The organism is Maricaulis sp., from assembly GCF_048269565.1.
In the GTDB taxonomy this organism is placed as follows: Bacteria; Pseudomonadota; Alphaproteobacteria; order Caulobacterales; family Maricaulaceae; genus Maricaulis.
Genome location: NZ_JBLXIK010000008.1, coordinates 41,364 through 57,566 on the forward strand (window position 1 = coordinate 41,364; position 16,203 = coordinate 57,566).

A 16,203-nucleotide genomic window follows, 5' to 3' on the forward strand; every position below is an offset into this window, starting at 1 on the left:
CCTGAAGGGCTGAGAACTGCCCCTCATGCAGACGAGTGGAGTGGTGCGTTATGGTCAAGACCCCGATCGATCAGATTCTCGAGGGCGAGTGCGTCGAAGTGATGAAATCGCTTCCCGATGCCAGCGTCGATCTCGTCTTCGCCGACCCGCCCTATAATCTCCAGCTCGGCGGCGATCTTCACCGCCCCGACAATTCCAAGGTCGACGCGGTCGATAATGACTGGGACCAGATCGGCGGCTTTGACGATTACGACCTCTTCACCTGGCAGTGGATGGAGCAGGCCCGCCGCGTGCTCAAGCCGAACGGCGCCATCTGGGTGATTGGCAGCTATCACAATATCTTCCGCGTCGGCGGCATCCTGCAGGATGCCGGCTTCTGGGTGCTCAACGACATCATCTGGCGCAAGACCAATCCGATGCCGAATTTCAAGGGCACGCGCTTCACCAATGCGCACGAGACCCTGATCTGGGCCGCCAAGACCAAGGACGGCCGTCCGACTTTCAACTATGCCGCGATGAAGGCCCTCAATGACGGCGTTCAGATGCGCTCGGACTGGTCCTTGCCGATCTGCTCGGGCGGTGAACGTCTCAAGGGCGATGACGGCAAGAAGGCGCATCCGACGCAAAAGCCGGAATCCCTGCTGCACCGCGTCCTGCTCTCGACCACCAATCCGGGCGATCTTGTGCTCGACCCCTTCTTCGGAACCGGCACCACAGGCGCGGCCGCCAAACGGCTGGGCCGCAATTATATCGGCATCGAGCGCGACCCCGAATATCTCAAGGTCGCCAAGGCCCGCCTGGCGGAAATCCAGCCGGCCAGCCGCGACGCCATGACCGTGACCCAGTCGCCACGCGCCCAGCCGCGCATTCCGTTCGGCACACTGGTCGAGCGCGGCATGGTGAAGCCGGGCGACACGCTGTACTGCCCCAAGGGCCGTTATACCGCGCGGGTTCGCGCCGATGGTTCGATCATTGCCGGCGATCGCGCCGGCTCGATCCACCAGGTCGGGGCCCAGATCCAGAGCGCCCCCTCGTGCAATGGCTGGACCTATTGGCATATCCGCACCAAGCAGGGCCTCGCCCCGATCGACGTGATGCGGGCCGAAGTTCGCGCCACCCTGGAAAACTAGTCCTCGCTGGCGCCCCGGCGCCTTGAGACCACCTTGTGCATCACGCTCGGCAGGGCGTGATCGCCCAATTGCGCGTCGTCGGCCCAGATGCCCTCCTGTGGCTCCCAGCCCGGTGCCGCCTCGGCCTCGTGCACCGACAGGCGCAATTCGAAATGGGTAAAGACGTGGCGGATCTCGCCGCGATCCTCCCATGCTGCGGCGAAGGGCGGCGCGCCTTCGGTGCCCGAATCGCCCCACTCGCTTGAGGGCACTTCCATCATACCGCCCAGCAGGCCCTTGTCGGCGCGCTGGCGCAGCCAGATCCGCCCGCGTCGCCGCACCAGCCAGGCCGTGCCATGGCGGACCGGGCGGGCGATCTTCTTCAGCTTGCGCGGATAGGCGAGCATGTCGCCCGCGGCCCGGGCGGCGCAGCCGGGTTGCCATGGACAGGCGGCGCAATCGGGGCTGCGCGGGGTGCAGACGGTGGCGCCGAGATCCATGATCGCCTGGGCGTAATCGCCGGGCCGGTCCGGATCGGCCAGCGTGGCGGCGAGGCGGCGGATTTCCGGCTTGGCCTTCGGCATCGGCGTTTCGATACGATAAAAACGGGTCAGGACGCGCTCGACATTGCCGTCGACGACGCTGGCCGGCTTGTCGAAGGCGGCTGCGAGAATGGCGTTGGCCGTGTAGTCGCCGATCCCGGGAAGCGCCCTCAGGCCCTCCATCTTGTCGGGGAAGCGGCCACCCAGCTCGCTCGCCACCACAATGGCGCAGGCGTGCAGATTGCGGGCGCGGGCGTAATAGCCCAGCCCGGCCCATTCGCGCATCACATCCTCGCGCGGTGCGGCAGCGAGATCCTCGACCCGTGGCCACAAGGCCAGGAAACGGTGCCAATAGGGCGTCGCATGCGGCACGGTCGTCTGTTGCAGCATGATTTCCGACAGCCAGACGGCATAGGGATCAGCCACCTGGCCGGCGCGCCGGTCTTCCGGACGTCGTCGCCAGGGCAGCGACCGGCCCTGGCGGTCATACCAGTCCAGCAGCGCCTCGCGCAGGGCGGCAATTTCCTTCGACTGGTCCATATGTTCCGTAACTTGCCGCGGCGCCCTATCGGGGCGAGAATACCAGCATGGTCTCGAAACCCCCTTCGTCAACTCTCGAACGGCAGGCGCGCCGCTTCCTGGAAACCCATCGCGGACGCCGCGCGATCCGCGCCGCGCCGCCAGCGGGACGGGCGGCGGAGCGCATCCTCAAACCGCTGGCGAGGCGTTTCGGTGTCGGGGTCGAGCGTCTGGTCGAGCATTGGCCGGAAATTGTCGGCGCGCGCCTGGCCGAATGGTGCCTGCCCGAGGCGATCAGCAATTCCGGGGGCAACCGCACACTGGTGATCCGCGCGCGCGGCCCGGCTGCCGCTGTCCTGCAGGCTGAAAGCCGCCGGATACTCGAGCGCGTCCGCATGTTTGCCGGCGAGCGATCGCCAACCCGGCTGCGCGTTCTGCAGGGGGTGACACGCGCGCCACTGCCCGCCACACAACAGATGACAAAACCTCCATCCGCATCACAAGTGAGCGAGAGGGTGGAGGAAAACCTTGAGGCGCGGCTATTGTCCGCGCTTGATCGTTTCGGCAATAGTGTCAAAAGCCGGAACGGCACCGATTTGTGACCCAGGGGGACACCCGTAATGCAACTGAACCGACGCGTATTTTCTGCCATCGCTCTCACCGCAGCCCTGGCCCTTGGGGCCTGTGGTGGCAATTCCGACCCGGCCGGCGCCGGCCAGTCCAGCTATGAACGCGGCAGCGATCGCGGCATCGGCAATGCCGATGCGCCGATCACCATGATCGAGTACGCTTCGGTCGCCTGTGGTCACTGCGCCAGCTTCCATGAAGAAGTCTGGCCGACAATCAACGCTGATTATGTCGAAACCGGCCAGGTGCGTTACGTTTTCCGCGAAATGATCACCGGTTCACCGCAATTCGCCATCGCCGGCTTCGCGCTGGCGCATTGCGTGGCGCCTGAGCGCTATTTCGACATGCTCGATGTGTTGTTCCAGCAGCAACGCGCCATTTTCCAGGCTGCCAGCCAGCCCGGCGGCGCGCGGGGCCAGTATCTCGCCATCGCCCGTTCAATGGGCATGAGCGAGGCGGACTTTGATGCCTGCCTCAACAACCAGGACGTCAATGCCGAGATCGTCGCCGCCCACGACCGTGCGCTCGCCGACGGCATCGACAGCACGCCGCGTTTCCTGTTCAACGGCGAACTGCTCGAGGCACGCCGCGCTCCGGGTGCGACCGAGTACACCTATTTCCTCGGCAACAGCCAGGTGATCATTGATGGTGAGCCCGTGCCCGGCATCGTCGATGCCGACACGTTCAGCCGCCTGATCGATCATCTCCTCGCCCGGCGCGATGCGGATGCCGGCGGCTCCGGCTCGGAGGACTGAGATCGTGCAAAGCGTACCCCGCCTTCTTTGCGGCCTGGCTCTGGCCACCTTCATATCGGGCGGGTTTACGGCCTCGGCCGGGGCTGAACATCGTGCCCAGGCCGAACGCCCCGGCGATCACGCCACCGGCTCGGAGGATGCCCCGCTGCTCATGGTGGAATACGCCTCCTTCGCCTGTCCGCATTGCGCCCATTTCCAGACCGATGTCTGGCCCGTCATACGCTCGGAATTCGTCGAGACCGGTGAGGTGCGCTATATCTTCAGGCCAATGCTGACCGCACCGCCGCAACTGGCCGCGATCGGCATCGTCCTGGCGGAATGCGCGGACGAGGACCGTTATTTCAGCGCCGCCGACCTCCTGTTTGCCGAACAATCCACAATATTTGAAGCGGCACAGGCCCAGGGCGATGTCGCCGCGATCTACTACCGGATTGCAGCGGCGGTCGGGCTGTCCGAAGCGGCGCTGGACGCGTGTCTCGCCGATCCGGCAATGTCCGAAATGGTCAATGCCGGTGCGCTGCAGGCGAATGAGGACGGCATTGCCGGGACGCCAAGCTTTGTGATCGGCGGCAAGATCCTGAATCTGGGAACGAGCGCTGAAGGCGCAGTCTTCAACTGGGGCGGCGTGCCGCTTGTGATCAATGGAGACAGGGTTCCCGGTCAATTGGACGGAGACACGTTCCGCCGAATCATCCTTCACTTCCTTGATGATCGCGCTCACGGGATCGATCATGGGTCAGAAACCGCGCATTGAAGGCGGTCTGACCGGTAGTGCAGGACCGGATTGCCGATGATCGGCAGTCCCAACGCGATGGAGGTCGGGTGAAATTCACGCAGCTCCGGCTGACCGGTTTCAAATCATTCGTCGATCCGACCGAATTGCGGATCGACCCCGGCCTGACTGGCGTGATCGGACCCAATGGTTGCGGCAAATCCAACCTGCTTGAAGCCCTGCGCTGGGTGATGGGCGCCACCTCGGCCAAATCCCTGCGCGGCGGCGGCATGGAAGACGTGATCTTCTCCGGTACCGATAACCGCCCGGCGCGCAATCATGCCGAGGTGATGCTGACTGTCGACAATTCGGCCAAGCTCGCTCCGGCGCGTTTCAACGATGCCGCCAGTCTCGACGTCATCCGCCGCATCACGCGCGGCGCCGGCTCGGCCTACAAGATCAATGGCGAGGAAGTGCGGGCCAAGGATGTCCAGCTTCTGTTCGCCGATGCCGGTACCGGTGCCAATTCCGCTGCCCTGGTCCGCCAGGGACAGATCAGCGAGCTGATCGCCGCCAAGCCGGAAAACCGCCGCCGCATCCTGGAAGAGGCCGCCGGCGTTGCCGGTCTGCGCGCCCGCCGTCACGAAGCCGAACTGCGCCTGCGCGGCGCCGAGGCCAATCTCGACCGGCTGCAGGAAGTGATCGACGAGATCGGCGCCCGCCATGGCTCGCTGCAGAAACAGGCGCGCCAGGCCGCACGCTATCGCAAGCTCTCCGCCAGCATCCGCACACTGGAAGCCGCCGTCTGGCTCAACCGCTGGCGCGCCGCTGCCAGCCTGGTCGAGGAGAGCGAGGCGGCCCTGGTCGAGAAGCGCGAACACGCCGAAACAGCGACCGCCGCGGCGTCCGAGGCGCGGATCCAGGCAGAAATACTCGCCGCTATGCGTGAACCGGCGCGGCTGAAAGAGGCCGAGGCTGCGGCAGCGCTGCGCAATCTGGAGCGCGAACGCGACCGGATCGAACGCGATGCCAGCGATGTCCAGCGCAATATCGCCAATCTCGAAGCGCGGCTCGATGAGCTCGCCTCGGCCACTGGCCGCGAACAGCATATCGTCGAGGACGCCACCGCCAGCCGCGACCAGGCCGCGCTGGAGGTCGAGCGGCTTGAAGCTGAAATGGCGCGGGAAAAGACCAGTCTGGCAGGGGCGGAAGCCGCCGCGCTCGATGCCGACACCCAGCGCCGCGAGCGCGAGGCCCTGCTTGATGCCAAGGCCGGCGATGCGGCAGCACGCCAGGCGGCATTGCAGAGCGCGCGCCGCGAGGCCGAACGCCTCTCCGCCCGCCTGACCCAGATCGAACGCGAGGTCGCAGCGGCGCAACAGGAACGCGAGGCCCTGCTCGGCTCCTCGGCCCTGGCCGAACTGGAGACCGCCCAGGCTGACCTTGTCGCCAGCGAGACCGCGCTCGAGGCTGCCAAGTCGGCCTTCAACGCTGCCGAACTGGCCCGCCAGGCCGCGGAGACCGAACAACAGGCCGCGACCGAAGCCTGGCGCGAACTCTCAACCGAGCGCGACAGCCTGGCGCGTGAAGCGTCGACCATCGAGCGTCTGCTCGCCAGCACGCTGCAGGACAATGTCTCGCCCGCCCTCGATGCGGTGCGGGCCCGTCCCGGCTATGAGCACGCGCTCGCTGCCGCGCTGGGCGATGATCTCGACGCCTCGCTCGATGAAAACGCGGCGCGGCACTGGCACAAGACCGATTGCCATGCCGATGCCCTGCCCGGCGGCTGCGTGCCGCTCTCCGATCATGTCGAGGCGCCTGCGGCCCTGAAGGCCCGGCTCGACGCTGTCGGAGTTATCAAGCCGGAGAAGGCGCAAACCGCCGCCGCCAGGCTCAAGCCTGGCCAGCGCCTGGTGACGCGCGAGGGTGATCTGTGGCGCTGGGACGGACTGGTCGCGCGCGCCGACGCACCATCAGCCGCTGTGGCACGGCTGGAACAACGCAACCGGCTCGACGCGATTCGCGAAACGCTTTCCGAGAGCGAGCCGCTGTTCGCCGAAGCAACCACGCGTCGCGACCGGGCGCAATCAGACCTGGCCACGCGCCGTCAGGCCGAACAGAGCACCCGCAGTGCGATCGCGCCAGCCGAACGCGCCATCCGCACCGCCCAGGACCGGATTGCCGGTCTGCGCGAAACCGCTGCCAAGGCCTCGGCCCGCGCCGACGCCCTCGGCGAGCGGCTCGAACGCCTGGCCAGCGAGGCCGCCGATGGTGAAGCGGCGCTCGAGGCCGCGAATGGCGTGGTGGAAACCGCTGCGCAGGCCGGGGATGACAATGCGGCGCTGGAAGCGGCCCGCCAGAATGCCGAAAGTGCCCGGCGCGCCGCGGCCGATGCGCGCGCCGCGCTGGAAAGTGTGCGCCGCGAATCGGAATTGCGCCGCCAGCGCCATGCTGCGGCACGCCGTGACCGCGATGCCTGGGCCGAACGTTGCCAGGCGGCATCCGACCGAATCGCCGAAATTGCCAAACAGAATGACGAAACCCGCACCGCACTCGAACAGGCCATCAGCCGGCCGGAGGAGCTGCAACAGAGCCTGCACGCCCTGACCGACCGGCTCGAGGCGGCCGAGCGCGCAGCGCATGAGGCCCGCGCGGCCGCAGCAGACACCGAGGACCAGCTCAAGCTCGCCGAAAGCGCCGCCCGCTCGGCCGAAAACGCCGCTTCGGCCGCGCGCGAAGGCCGCGCCGCTGCAGAGGCGCGGCTCGGTTCGGCCCGCGACAGGCTGGCCGAGACAACCGAACGCCTGCAGGACGCGACCGGCGATTCTCCCGAGGCGCTGTCGGGCCGGGTCAGCGATGACGAGATCGATTCGCTCAGCGCCGCCGACATCGAACGCCGGCTCGATGAGGCCCGCCTGTCGCGCGACCGTCTCGGCGCCGTCAATCTGCGCGCCGATGAAGAGGCCGAGGAGCTCGCTATCCGCGTTGAGGAGATGAGCCGCGAGCGCGACGACCTGCACGCCGCCATCGACCGCCTGCGCAAGGCTGTCGATCAATTGTCACGCGAGGGCCGCGCCCGCCTGCTCGAGGCTTTCGACGTGGTTGACGGACATTTCCGCACCCTGTTCGCGACCCTGTTCGAGGGTGGTCATGCCGAATTGCGCCTGACCGAGAATGACGACCCGCTTGAGGCCGGGCTGGAAATCTTCGCCTGCCCGCCGGGCAAGAAGCTCGAGACCATGTCGCTGATGTCCGGCGGCGAACAGGCCCTGACCGCTTCGGCGCTTATTTTCGCGGTCTTCCTGTCAAACCCGGCCCCGGTCTGCGTGCTCGACGAGGTCGATGCGCCGCTCGATGATGCCAATGTCGATCGCTATTGCCGCATGCTCAACGAGATGCGGCGCATGACGGAAACGCGCTTTCTCGTCATCACCCACAACCCGCTCACCATGTCGCGCATGGACCGGCTGTATGGCGTGACCATGTCGGAGCGAGGCGTTTCCCAGCTGGTATCGGTCGACCTGGTCGGCGCGGAACAGCTCGTTGCCGCGGAATGATCATTTTTAGCAAGCTTTTCAAATATTTATTGACCCAGCTCCATTGCTTGACACTCCAGGGGGCCGAGTCTAGTTTGCGCGCGCCTGCCGGGAGGCTCGGCTGGCGGACCGATTTCCATGTCTGAACGAGACGATAGACCGAAAACACCTGATCGTAGCGATGATCTAAAGGACTTCGACCGGCGCTTGAGCGACAAGATCGCGCAGCACCGTGGCAAGACCGGACCAGACACCGAGACGAGCAATGCCTGGAGTGTCAGCGTCAGATACGGTAGCGGCTTTGCCGGTGGCGTATTGGTCGGGACCGGCCTGGGCTGGGCAGCAGACAAGGTTTTCGAGATCGCACCGTGGGGCATGCTGGTCGGGATGATACTGGGTTTCGCAGCTGGCGTGCGCAACATCATGCGCGAGGCGGCAGCGGCGAATGCCGAGAATGCGGCCAAGGCCGAAGAGACTGAACATAAAGCCGGCACCATGCCGGGTTCTGACGCGACGAAAGAAGACTAGATGGCCTTGCTCGAAACAGATCCGATGCACCAATTCGTCGTGCAGCCCGTCCTGGAGCTGCCGACCCTGTTCGGAATCGACCTGACAATCACCAATTCGGCGCTGTTCATGATCGCGACGACGCTGGTCACCAGTTTCGGCCTGATCCTTCTGACCGGCCGCGGCGCCATGGTGCCGACGCGGTCGCAGTCGATCGCCGAAATCCTCTACGGCTTTGTCGCCGACATGGTACGCTCGATCATGGGCGAGGAAGGCCGCGCGGTCTTCCCCTATGTCTTCACGCTATTCATCTTCATTCTGGTCGCCAACCTGCTCGGCATGCTGCCCGGAAGCTATACGGTCACGAGCCAGCTGGTCGTTACCCTCGCGCTGGGTCTGACCTCGATCACCCTGGTGGTGATCACCGGCTTCATCAAGAACGGCTTTGGCTTCCTCAAGCTGTTCGCGCCGGCCGGCCTGCCGCCGGTGATGTATATCCTGATCGTTCCGATCGAGTTCATCTCCTTCCTGAGCCGGCCTTTCTCGCTCGCGATCCGGCTTTTCGCCAACATGATGGCGGGCCACACCCTGCTCAAACTGTTCGGCGGCTTCGTCCTTTCCCTGTCCAGCCTGGGCGCGATCGGCATTGCCGGCGCGGTACTGCCGCTGGCCGTCGCCACAGCCGTCACCGCGCTCGAGCTGGTGATTGCTTTCCTCCAGGCCTATGTGTTCGCGGTTCTGACCTGCATCTATCTCAATGATGCACTGCATCCGTCGCACTAGAGTTTTTCACCCTTCCAGCCACACACCTTATTCAACAGGAGCCATCCCATGGAAATCGAAGCAGCCAAGCAAATCGGTGCAGGCATTGCAGCTCTCGCCCTCGCCGGCGCCGGCGTCGGTATCGGTACCATCTTCGCCAGCTATCTCGCCGGCGCACTGCGCAACCCGTCTGCCGCCGCAGGTCAGTTCACCACCCTTCTGATCGGCTTCGCCCTGACCGAGTTTACCGGTCTGCTGGGCTTCGTCGTGGCGATGATCATCCTCTTCGGTTGATCCGTCTCCACCTGCGCCCATTGCCGTTCAAAGAGCATCGAAGATGATCAATTTCTCCGAATCCACATGGCTGATCAGCCAGGCCCAGCCGCATGGCGAAGCCGCAGCCGATCAAACCCATGCGGCGGTCGAACATGCCGCCGAGGCGCATGCCAGCGGCGGCCTGCCGCAGCTGGACGTCTCGACCTGGCCAGGACAATTGTTCTGGCTGGCGGTCACCTTCTCCGTGCTCTTCATGATGATGTGGAAGGTTGTGCTTCCACGCATCCGCAATGCCATTGAAGAACGGCGCGACCGCATCGCCGACGACCTCGATGCGGCCGCCGATCTCAAGCAGAAGGCAGACGATTCCGCTGCCGAATATGAACGCCTGCTCTCGGAAGCCCGCGCCAAGGCTCATGCCATGGCCCAGGACAGCCGGAGCGAGGTCGAGAAGGCGATGGCCGCCGAGGCCGCCGAAGCCGATCTCGAAATCGCCAAGCGTCAGGATGCCGCCGAGGCGCGCATCGCCGACATGCGGACCAAGGCACTGACAAAGGTCAATACGATCGCTGTCGACGCCACACGGGCCATCATCGTTCAACTGACGGGGGCCGAACTCGACGACAAGTCGATCGAAGCTGCTGTCAATGACGCCCGCTAGAGGACCCAAATCATGAGTTTCGACTGGATCCATCCAAACGAGGCTGCCTTCTGGGTCGCGCTGTCATTCGTCATCGTCATTGGCGTGCTGATCTATGTCCGCGTGCCCGGCCTGGTCGCCAAGCAACTGGACGCCCGCGCCCAGGGGATTGCCGACGAGATCACCGAAGCGCGCCGCCTGCGCGAAGAGGCCCAGGAACTGCTTGCCAGCTTCCAGCGCCGGCAGCAGGAAGCCGCCGAAGAAGCCGCATCCATCGTCGCCCAGGCGAAGAATGAAGCGAAAATGCTGAAGAAGCAGGCGCGTGAGGAAATGGCCGAGCGTCTGGAACGCCGCACCGCTCTCGCCGAGCAACGCATCGCCCAGGCCGAAGCGTCCGCTGCCGCCGATGTCCGCGCCGCCGCTGCGGACCTCGCCACTGCTGCGGCCGAGACCTTGCTGAAATCCTCGATGAAAAAAGCGGATCTCAACAAGCTGGTCGATGCCGACATCAAGCTGGCCGGCAGCCAGTTCAACTAGGCATTACCGCAGCACAGACAGAAAAAGGCCCGCAGCAATCTCGCTGCGGGCCTTTTTGTTTGCGTCCGGGTCTCTGGTGAAACCGCCTATTCGGCAGGATCCTTTTCGCCGAAGGCGAAGCGGACGCGCTTCCACACCCACGGCATGCGCCGCAGTCCGTCAGTGATAAAGGTGTGAGCGGTCTTGGAGGCTGCGGCCACCAGCACGAGACCGAGCAGGCCCATCGGCAGGCCGATCGGAATGAAGGGCGTGAAGAAGCCGACCGGAACCGCGATGACCATCAGGGTCACACCGATCGAGATCACAACCGTGCGGATAATAAACACCAGCGCCGCACCAAATGCGTTCGACCGTGCCAATCCGTTCAGCGTCTCATTCATCGCCGTCGTCATCCTCTAACCCGCCCTGTCCCTCATGCGACCGCCAGCGGCGCCGGGGTGCGGGACAATATGGGTAACACCTAATTCCTAATCATGACCCCTATGCGAGGCAAAAGAGCCGAAAATCAGGCATCTTTTTCCAGTCGCAACGAAGCTGTTGCATCTGCGCACCGGAATCGGCCCGGAGGCTTCAACCAGGGCAGGCGATTTCCTGAAACACCGGGAGGTTCAGCGCGCGTGCCCGACCCGGGCCGAAACGCAGCGTGCATAATTTACCCGGCCCGAAGTGAACCGCCGACTCTCAAATGAGGCCTCTCGCCACTGAACGCAAGATGACCGTCCTGCAATCCGCATGAAAATTTGGCAACACGCGGCAATTGCCCGTCTCAGGGCAGGCCTGCCTGCGAATGGGGCAATCGCGGTGACGGCAACAGCCCGTGCGTTGAGGGGCAGGCCGTGCTCCCCCCGGTCTCAACCGGAGGGAGCGCGCTGTCCTATTCCGCTGCGGCGGTCGATGGTGTCCAGCGCAGGACAGGCTGGCGTGCGGCGCGGGTTTCGTCGAGGCGTCGCATCGGGGCGTGAACCGGGGCCGCCTGGAAGCGGGCGACCTCACCGGCCTTGGCCGCCAGCGCGAGCGCTTCCATCACGTCGATGAAACGATCAAGCCCGCCCCTGGATTCGGTCTCGGTCGGTTCGATCAGCATGGCGCCATGGACGACGAGCGGGAAATACATCGTCATCGGATGATAGCCCTCATCGATCATCGCCTTGGCGAAGTCGAGCGTCGTCACACCGGTATCCTTGAGGAAACGGTCGTCAAACAGGGCTTCGTGCATGCAGGTGCCATCGAAGGCCGGGGTCATCACGGATTTCAGGCGCGCCAGGATGTAGTTGGCGTTGAGCACCGCATCGTCGGCGACCTGTTTGAGGCCGTCCGCACCATGACTCATCATATAGGTGAGCGCCCGGGTGAACATGCCCATCTGGCCATGGAAGGCGGCCATGCGGCCGAAGGGATGCAGACCCTTGCCCGCCAGATCGTCCTCATGCTCGGCCATGTGCATGATCGCCATGCCCTTGGGATTGTCCCGGTCGACGATCAGAAGCGGCAGCGGCGCGAACGGGGCCAGCGCTTCTGACAACACCGTCGGGCCGGCGCCGGGCCCGCCGCCGCCATGCGGGGTGGAGAAGGTCTTGTGCAGGTTGATATGCATGGCATCGACGCCGAGATCGCCGGGGCGGACGCGGCCGACAATGGCGTTGAAATTGGCGCCGTCGCAATAGAAATAACCGCCAGCCTCATGGATCAGATCGGCGATCTCGCGGATATCGCGTTCGAACAGGCCGCAGGTATTGGGATTGGTCAGCATGATACCGGCGACATCATCGCCGAGCTTGGCCTTCAGCGCTTCCATATCGACGCGGCCGCCGACATTGGCCGGGATCTCGTCAACGGTGAAGCCACACTGCACCGCGGTAGCCGGATTGGTGCCGTGGGCCGATTCGGGAACCAGCACGCGGCGGCGATGGGTCTGGCCATCGGCGTCGAGACGGGCGCGGATCGCCATCATGCCGCAGAACTCACCATGCGCGCCGGCTTTCGGCGACAGGGCAACGGCGGGCATGCCGGTCAGGGTGAGCAGCCAATGGGCCAGCACGTCCATGACCTCATAGGCGCCCTGCACTGTGGAGGCCGGCTGCAGCGGATGCACATCGGCAAAACCGGGCAGGCGCGCAACTTTCTCGTTGAGGCGTGGATTATGCTTCATCGTGCACGAGCCGAGCGGGTAGAGGCCGAGATCGATGGCGTAATTCTTCCGGCTCAGGCGCACATAATGGCGCATGGCTTCCGGCTCGGACAGGCCGGGCAGACCGATCGCTGCCTTGCGCTCCAGGCCGCCAAGCCGGGTCTTTGTCCCCTTGGGAGCCGGAAAGTCGACACCGGTATTTTCGACGCCGCCACGCTCGAAGATCAGCGGTTCGGCCTGTTCCAGCCCGCGTGAGCCGGAAACGGTGTCGGCATAGCCGCCGGTGGCGACATTTTCAGCCATGCGGGTCGGACGTCCTTGTGTGTTCATCGCCATCAGAGGACACCCCGCAGAGCTTTTTCAAACACGATCATATCGTTCTCGGTATTGGTTTCCGTCGCCGTGACGAGGAGAAGGTCCTCGAACTGGCCGGGATAGAGCCGGCTGGCGGGCACGCCGCAAAGCACGCCCACCCGCGCCAGTTCATCGACCACCTCGGCGGCCGGGCGCGGCAGGCGCACGGTGAATTCGTTGAAGAAGCTGTTGTTGAGCACCTCAACACCGTCAATGGCATCGAGACGGTCGGCAAGCTCGCAGGCGGTCTCGTGATTGAGACGCGCCAGCGTGCGCAGTCCGGCTTCGCCGAGCAGTGTCATGTGGATGGTGAAGGCCAGAGAACACAGGCCGGCATTGGTGCAGATATTCGAGGTCGCCTTCTCGCGGCGGATATGTTGCTCGCGCGTCGACAGCGTCAGCACATAGCCACGGCGGCCATCGGCATCGACGGTTTCGCCGGCGAGGCGGCCGGGCATTTGCCGGATGAAATTGCGCTCATTCTTGCAGGCGAACAGACCGACATAGGGGCCACCGAAATTGAGCCCGACGCCGATCGACTGACCTTCGCCGACGGCGATGTCGGCGCCCATATCGCCGGGCGCCTCGACCAGGCCGAGCGAAACGGCTTCGGTGAAGACAGCGATCACCAGCGCGCCCTTGGCATGGGCGGCTTCGGAGATGGCGCGCAGATCGTGCAGCCGGCCGAAGATATCCGGCGTCTGCACCACGACACAGGCGGTGGTCTCGTCGATGGCGGCGACAACCTCGTCCAGCCCACCCAGGCCGGGCGTGGTGACGGCGATCTCGACGACGGAGTGTTTCGACAGCGTTTTGGTCGCCTCGACATAATGCGGGTGCACGGTGCCGGCCATCACGGCCTTGTTCCGCTTGGTCACCCGCGCCGCCATCATCACAGCTTCGGCGCAGGCGGTGGAGCCGTCATACATCGAGGCATTGGCGACATCCATGCCGGTCAGGAGCGCGACCTGGGTCTGGAATTCGAACAGGGTCTGCAAGGTGCCCTGACTGATTTCCGGCTGGTAGGGCGTGTAGGCGGTGAGGAATTCGGAGCGCTGGATCAGGTGATCCACCGTCGACGGGATATGGTGGCGATAGGCCCCTGCCCCGAGGAAGAACGGCACCGATCCGGCCGCGACATTCCTCGACGCCATGGCCGACATGGCGCGCTCAACCGCGAGCTCGCCCTGCTTGAGCGGCAAAGCCACCAGCCCCTTCAGACGCGCCGCTTCGGGCACATCGGTGAAGAGGTCGTCGAACGAGGCGACGCCAATCGCCTCGAGCATGGCCTTGCGGTCGGTATCTGTGTGGGGAAGGTAGCGCATGAAACAGGCCTTATGCGATGTGGGCGTTATAGGCGGCTTCGTCCATCAGACCGTCGAGCTGGGCGGCGTCGGACAGCTTGATCTTGACGAACCAGCCGGCACCGGCGGCGTCTTCATTGACCTTGGCCGGCTCGTCATCGAGCACGGAATTGACGGCGACGATCTCGCCATCGACCGGCGCGTAGACTTCCGAAGCAGCCTTCACCGACTCGACGACGGCGAACTCATCGCCCTTGGCGACGGTCTTGCCGACATCCGGCAATTCAACAAACACGACATCGCCGAGCTGTTCGGCGGCGTGGGCGGTGATGCCGACGGTGGCGGTGTCGCCCTCAACGGTGATCCATTCATGGTCTTCGGTGTAACGCGTGGTCATGGTGTGTCTCCTGCCCCGATAGTGTGGAATGGGTTTGATCTGGATTGAGGGGGCCTAGCCCCGGAAGAAATTGTTCGGCACGAACGGCAATTTGGTCACCGTCGCCGGACGCGGCTTGCCGCGCACGATCAGGTCGAGCTCGGTGCCCTCGGCCATGTAGTCACGATCAACATAGCCCATCGCCACCGGCCCGTTGACCGTGGGGCCGAAACCGCCCGAGGTCACGATTCCGATGATCTTGCCATCCTTCGTCGCGATCTCGGCGCCTTCGCGCGCCGGCGCGCCGCTCAGCGTCAGGCCGATGCGTTTCTGGCAGGTCTTGTCGTCGATCTGTTTCTGGATCACGGCCGCGCCCGGGAAATCCCCGCGCTCGCGGCGCGTCTTGGCCAGGGCCCAGATCAGCGAGGCTTCAACCGGTGTGCGGCTGGTGTCCATGTCATGGCCATAGAGGCAGAGCCCGGCTTCCAGACGCAGCGAATCGCGCGCGCCAAGGCCGATCGCCTCGACCTCATCCTGGGCCAGAAGCAGTTTTGCGACCCGCACCGCATCGGCCTCGGGGATGGAAATCTCGAACCCGTCTTCGCCGGTATAGCCCGAGCGCGACATCATCACTTCGACACCATCAAGCTGGAACACGCCGCACTGCATGAAGACCAGCTTGCAGGCCTGCGGGCAAAGCCGCGCCATCACGTCCTTCGCGGCCGGGCCCTGCAGCGCCAGCAGCGCGCGGTCTTCCAGGCGGACGAGCTTGCCCTTGCCGGCGGTGACGGCTTCAAGATGGGCGAAATCCTGATCCTTCATCGCCGCATTGACGACGAGGAAAATCCCGTTGCCGTCCGGGCGCGAGACCATCAGATCATCGCGAATGCCGCCCTGGTCGTTGAGCAGGAGGGTGTATTTCTGTTCGCCGGCGCCGAGCAAAGCGAGATCGCAGGTCAGCAGCGCCTCGAGCGCGGCCTCATCGCCGGTATAGCGCGCCTGACCCATATGGGAGACATCGAACAGGCCGGCCTTCTCGCGTGTCTGCTTGTGCTCGCCCATGATCCCGAGCGGATACTGCACCGGCATGTCATAGCCCGCGAACGGGACCATCTTGCCGCCGAGTTCGAGATGCAGGGCGTGAAGCGGTGTTTTGTGGAGAGTTTCGGTCATTGGCGGGTCCTGACAAGAGCGCTGATCCTGCCTGCGAAAACCGCCGGCAAGCCGTCGCCCCCGCTGTCCCGTGACCTGAGAGATTCCGCGCGAACCCGCATTTGCGAGACACGCTTGCTCCGTCGGTGGAGTCAAAGCCTGACGGCCCTACTCACTTTCCAGCGTTTGTCTCTCTCGCGGTCCGTCTGCCTGAGCGTTTCCGGGGCGGTTGCGCCTTCGGCGCCGGCCTGTTCGCCGGTCTCTCCCGCGAGGAGATATCGCCCGGCAGACGCGTCTCGCGACGGACCTGCCGGTTGGCGCGCACTCTTAGGACAAGCCGGGGCGGAGTCAATGCAGGAAGGCGGGC

The 16,203-nt window shown here is 64.7% G+C and carries 16 protein-coding genes and 1 riboswitch; of the genes, 10 read left to right on the plus strand and 6 right to left on the minus strand.

What is annotated here, in order from left to right; genetic code table 11:
* The first annotated feature begins 50 nt into the window (after positions 1 to 50).
* Positions 51 to 1,130 (plus strand): site-specific DNA-methyltransferase, encoded by a 1,080-nt coding sequence (locus ACN0YL_RS13160; RefSeq protein WP_417467059.1) that lies wholly within the window; start codon positions 51 to 53, stop codon positions 1,128 to 1,130.
* Here the strand turns inward: ACN0YL_RS13160 and mutY are convergent.
* Positions 1,127 to 2,191: an A/G-specific adenine glycosylase gene (gene mutY, locus ACN0YL_RS13165; RefSeq protein ID WP_417498290.1), complete on the minus strand. Its 1,065-nt coding sequence runs from the start codon at positions 2,189 to 2,191 to the stop codon at positions 1,127 to 1,129. The genes ACN0YL_RS13160 and mutY overlap by 4 nt on opposite strands.
* Positions 2,192 to 2,238: 47 nt before the next feature.
* Here mutY and ACN0YL_RS13170 point away from each other — a divergent pair, with 47 nt between their 5' ends.
* From ACN0YL_RS13170 to ACN0YL_RS13210, 9 genes are all read left to right on the plus strand, one after another.
* The gene (locus ACN0YL_RS13170) at positions 2,239 to 2,772 is read left to right on the plus strand and encodes a DciA family protein (RefSeq protein WP_417492555.1); all 534 of its coding nucleotides are present in this window, start codon (positions 2,239 to 2,241) and stop codon (positions 2,770 to 2,772) included.
* A gap of 18 nt (positions 2,773 to 2,790) precedes the next feature.
* Positions 2,791 to 3,552, plus strand: a complete 762-nt coding sequence (locus ACN0YL_RS13175) for a thioredoxin domain-containing protein (protein WP_417498291.1) — start codon at positions 2,791 to 2,793, stop codon at positions 3,550 to 3,552.
* Between the two features lie 4 nt (positions 3,553 to 3,556).
* A complete protein-coding gene (locus tag ACN0YL_RS13180; protein WP_417498292.1) occupies positions 3,557 to 4,306 on the plus strand; it encodes a thioredoxin domain-containing protein in 750 nt (249 codons plus the stop codon).
* 68 nt (positions 4,307 to 4,374) lie between these two features.
* Positions 4,375 to 7,821 carry a chromosome segregation protein SMC gene (gene smc / locus ACN0YL_RS13185; protein WP_417498293.1) on the plus strand — a complete coding sequence of 1,149 codons (3,447 nt, stop codon included), beginning with the start codon at positions 4,375 to 4,377 and terminating at the stop codon, positions 7,819 to 7,821.
* A 186-nt stretch (positions 7,822 to 8,007) separates the two neighbouring features.
* Entirely contained in the window at positions 8,008 to 8,328 is a 321-nt protein-coding gene (locus tag ACN0YL_RS13190) for an AtpZ/AtpI family protein (RefSeq protein ID WP_417492559.1), read from the plus strand.
* Positions 8,329 to 9,090, plus strand: a complete 762-nt coding sequence (locus ACN0YL_RS13195) for a F0F1 ATP synthase subunit A (RefSeq protein ID WP_417467071.1) — start codon at positions 8,329 to 8,331, stop codon at positions 9,088 to 9,090.
* Positions 9,091 to 9,138: 48 nt separating this feature from the next.
* Entirely contained in the window at positions 9,139 to 9,363 is a 225-nt protein-coding gene (locus ACN0YL_RS13200; protein ID WP_339739028.1) for a F0F1 ATP synthase subunit C, read from the plus strand.
* A gap of 43 nt (positions 9,364 to 9,406) precedes the next feature.
* Positions 9,407 to 10,006, plus strand: a complete 600-nt coding sequence (locus ACN0YL_RS13205; RefSeq protein WP_417498294.1) for a hypothetical protein — start codon at positions 9,407 to 9,409, stop codon at positions 10,004 to 10,006.
* Positions 10,007 to 10,018: 12 nt separating this feature from the next.
* Positions 10,019 to 10,522 (plus strand): F0F1 ATP synthase subunit B, encoded by a 504-nt coding sequence (locus tag ACN0YL_RS13210; protein ID WP_417498295.1) that lies wholly within the window; start codon positions 10,019 to 10,021, stop codon positions 10,520 to 10,522.
* Positions 10,523 to 10,608: 86 nt separating this feature from the next.
* Here ACN0YL_RS13210 and ACN0YL_RS13215 read toward each other — a convergent pair whose 3' ends face one another.
* The 5 genes from ACN0YL_RS13215 to gcvT form a co-directional block, all read right to left on the minus strand.
* Positions 10,609 to 10,902: a hypothetical protein gene (locus ACN0YL_RS13215; protein ID WP_417467076.1), complete on the minus strand. Its 294-nt coding sequence runs from the start codon at positions 10,900 to 10,902 to the stop codon at positions 10,609 to 10,611.
* Between the two features lie 494 nt (positions 10,903 to 11,396).
* Positions 11,397 to 12,986 carry an aminomethyl-transferring glycine dehydrogenase subunit GcvPB gene (gcvPB, locus tag ACN0YL_RS13220; RefSeq protein ID WP_417498296.1) on the minus strand — a complete coding sequence of 530 codons (1,590 nt, stop codon included), beginning with the start codon at positions 12,984 to 12,986 and terminating at the stop codon, positions 11,397 to 11,399.
* Complete coding sequence (gene gcvPA / locus ACN0YL_RS13225; protein WP_417498297.1) at positions 12,986 to 14,329, minus strand: aminomethyl-transferring glycine dehydrogenase subunit GcvPA; 1,344 nt, start codon at positions 14,327 to 14,329, stop codon at positions 12,986 to 12,988. The genes gcvPB and gcvPA overlap by 1 nt, the downstream gene beginning before the upstream one ends.
* Positions 14,330 to 14,339: 10 nt before the next feature.
* The gene (gene gcvH, locus ACN0YL_RS13230) at positions 14,340 to 14,705 is read right to left on the minus strand and encodes a glycine cleavage system protein GcvH (protein WP_417498298.1); all 366 of its coding nucleotides are present in this window, start codon (positions 14,703 to 14,705) and stop codon (positions 14,340 to 14,342) included.
* Positions 14,706 to 14,759: 54 nt separating this feature from the next.
* On the minus strand, positions 14,760 to 15,857 hold the full coding sequence (gene gcvT, locus ACN0YL_RS13235; protein WP_417498299.1) for a glycine cleavage system aminomethyltransferase GcvT: 1,098 nt from the start codon (positions 15,855 to 15,857) through the stop codon (positions 14,760 to 14,762).
* Positions 15,858 to 16,024: 167 nt separating this feature from the next.
* Positions 16,025 to 16,114, minus strand: a riboswitch (glycine riboswitch).
* Positions 16,115 to 16,203: the final 89 nt, after the last annotated feature.

Coding starts and splice junctions, on each gene's coding strand:
- ACN0YL_RS13160 (WP_417467059.1), top strand. CDS start 51: ATGGTCAAGACCCCGATCGATCAGATTCTCGAGGGCGAGTGCGTCGAA.
- mutY (WP_417498290.1), bottom strand. CDS start 2,191: ATGGACCAGTCGAAGGAAATTGCCGCCCTGCGCGAGGCGCTGCTGGAC.
- ACN0YL_RS13170 (WP_417492555.1), top strand. CDS start 2,239: ATGGTCTCGAAACCCCCTTCGTCAACTCTCGAACGGCAGGCGCGCCGC.
- ACN0YL_RS13175 (WP_417498291.1), top strand. CDS start 2,791: ATGCAACTGAACCGACGCGTATTTTCTGCCATCGCTCTCACCGCAGCC.
- ACN0YL_RS13195 (WP_417467071.1), top strand. CDS start 8,329: ATGGCCTTGCTCGAAACAGATCCGATGCACCAATTCGTCGTGCAGCCC.
- ACN0YL_RS13200 (WP_339739028.1), top strand. CDS start 9,139: ATGGAAATCGAAGCAGCCAAGCAAATCGGTGCAGGCATTGCAGCTCTC.
- ACN0YL_RS13205 (WP_417498294.1), top strand. CDS start 9,407: ATGATCAATTTCTCCGAATCCACATGGCTGATCAGCCAGGCCCAGCCG.
- ACN0YL_RS13210 (WP_417498295.1), top strand. CDS start 10,019: ATGAGTTTCGACTGGATCCATCCAAACGAGGCTGCCTTCTGGGTCGCG.
- ACN0YL_RS13215 (WP_417467076.1), bottom strand. CDS start 10,902: ATGAATGAGACGCTGAACGGATTGGCACGGTCGAACGCATTTGGTGCG.
- gcvPB (WP_417498296.1), bottom strand. CDS start 12,986: ATGGCGATGAACACACAAGGACGTCCGACCCGCATGGCTGAAAATGTC.
- gcvPA (WP_417498297.1), bottom strand. CDS start 14,329: ATGCGCTACCTTCCCCACACAGATACCGACCGCAAGGCCATGCTCGAG.
- gcvH (WP_417498298.1), bottom strand. CDS start 14,705: ATGACCACGCGTTACACCGAAGACCATGAATGGATCACCGTTGAGGGC.
- gcvT (WP_417498299.1), bottom strand. CDS start 15,857: ATGACCGAAACTCTCCACAAAACACCGCTTCACGCCCTGCATCTCGAA.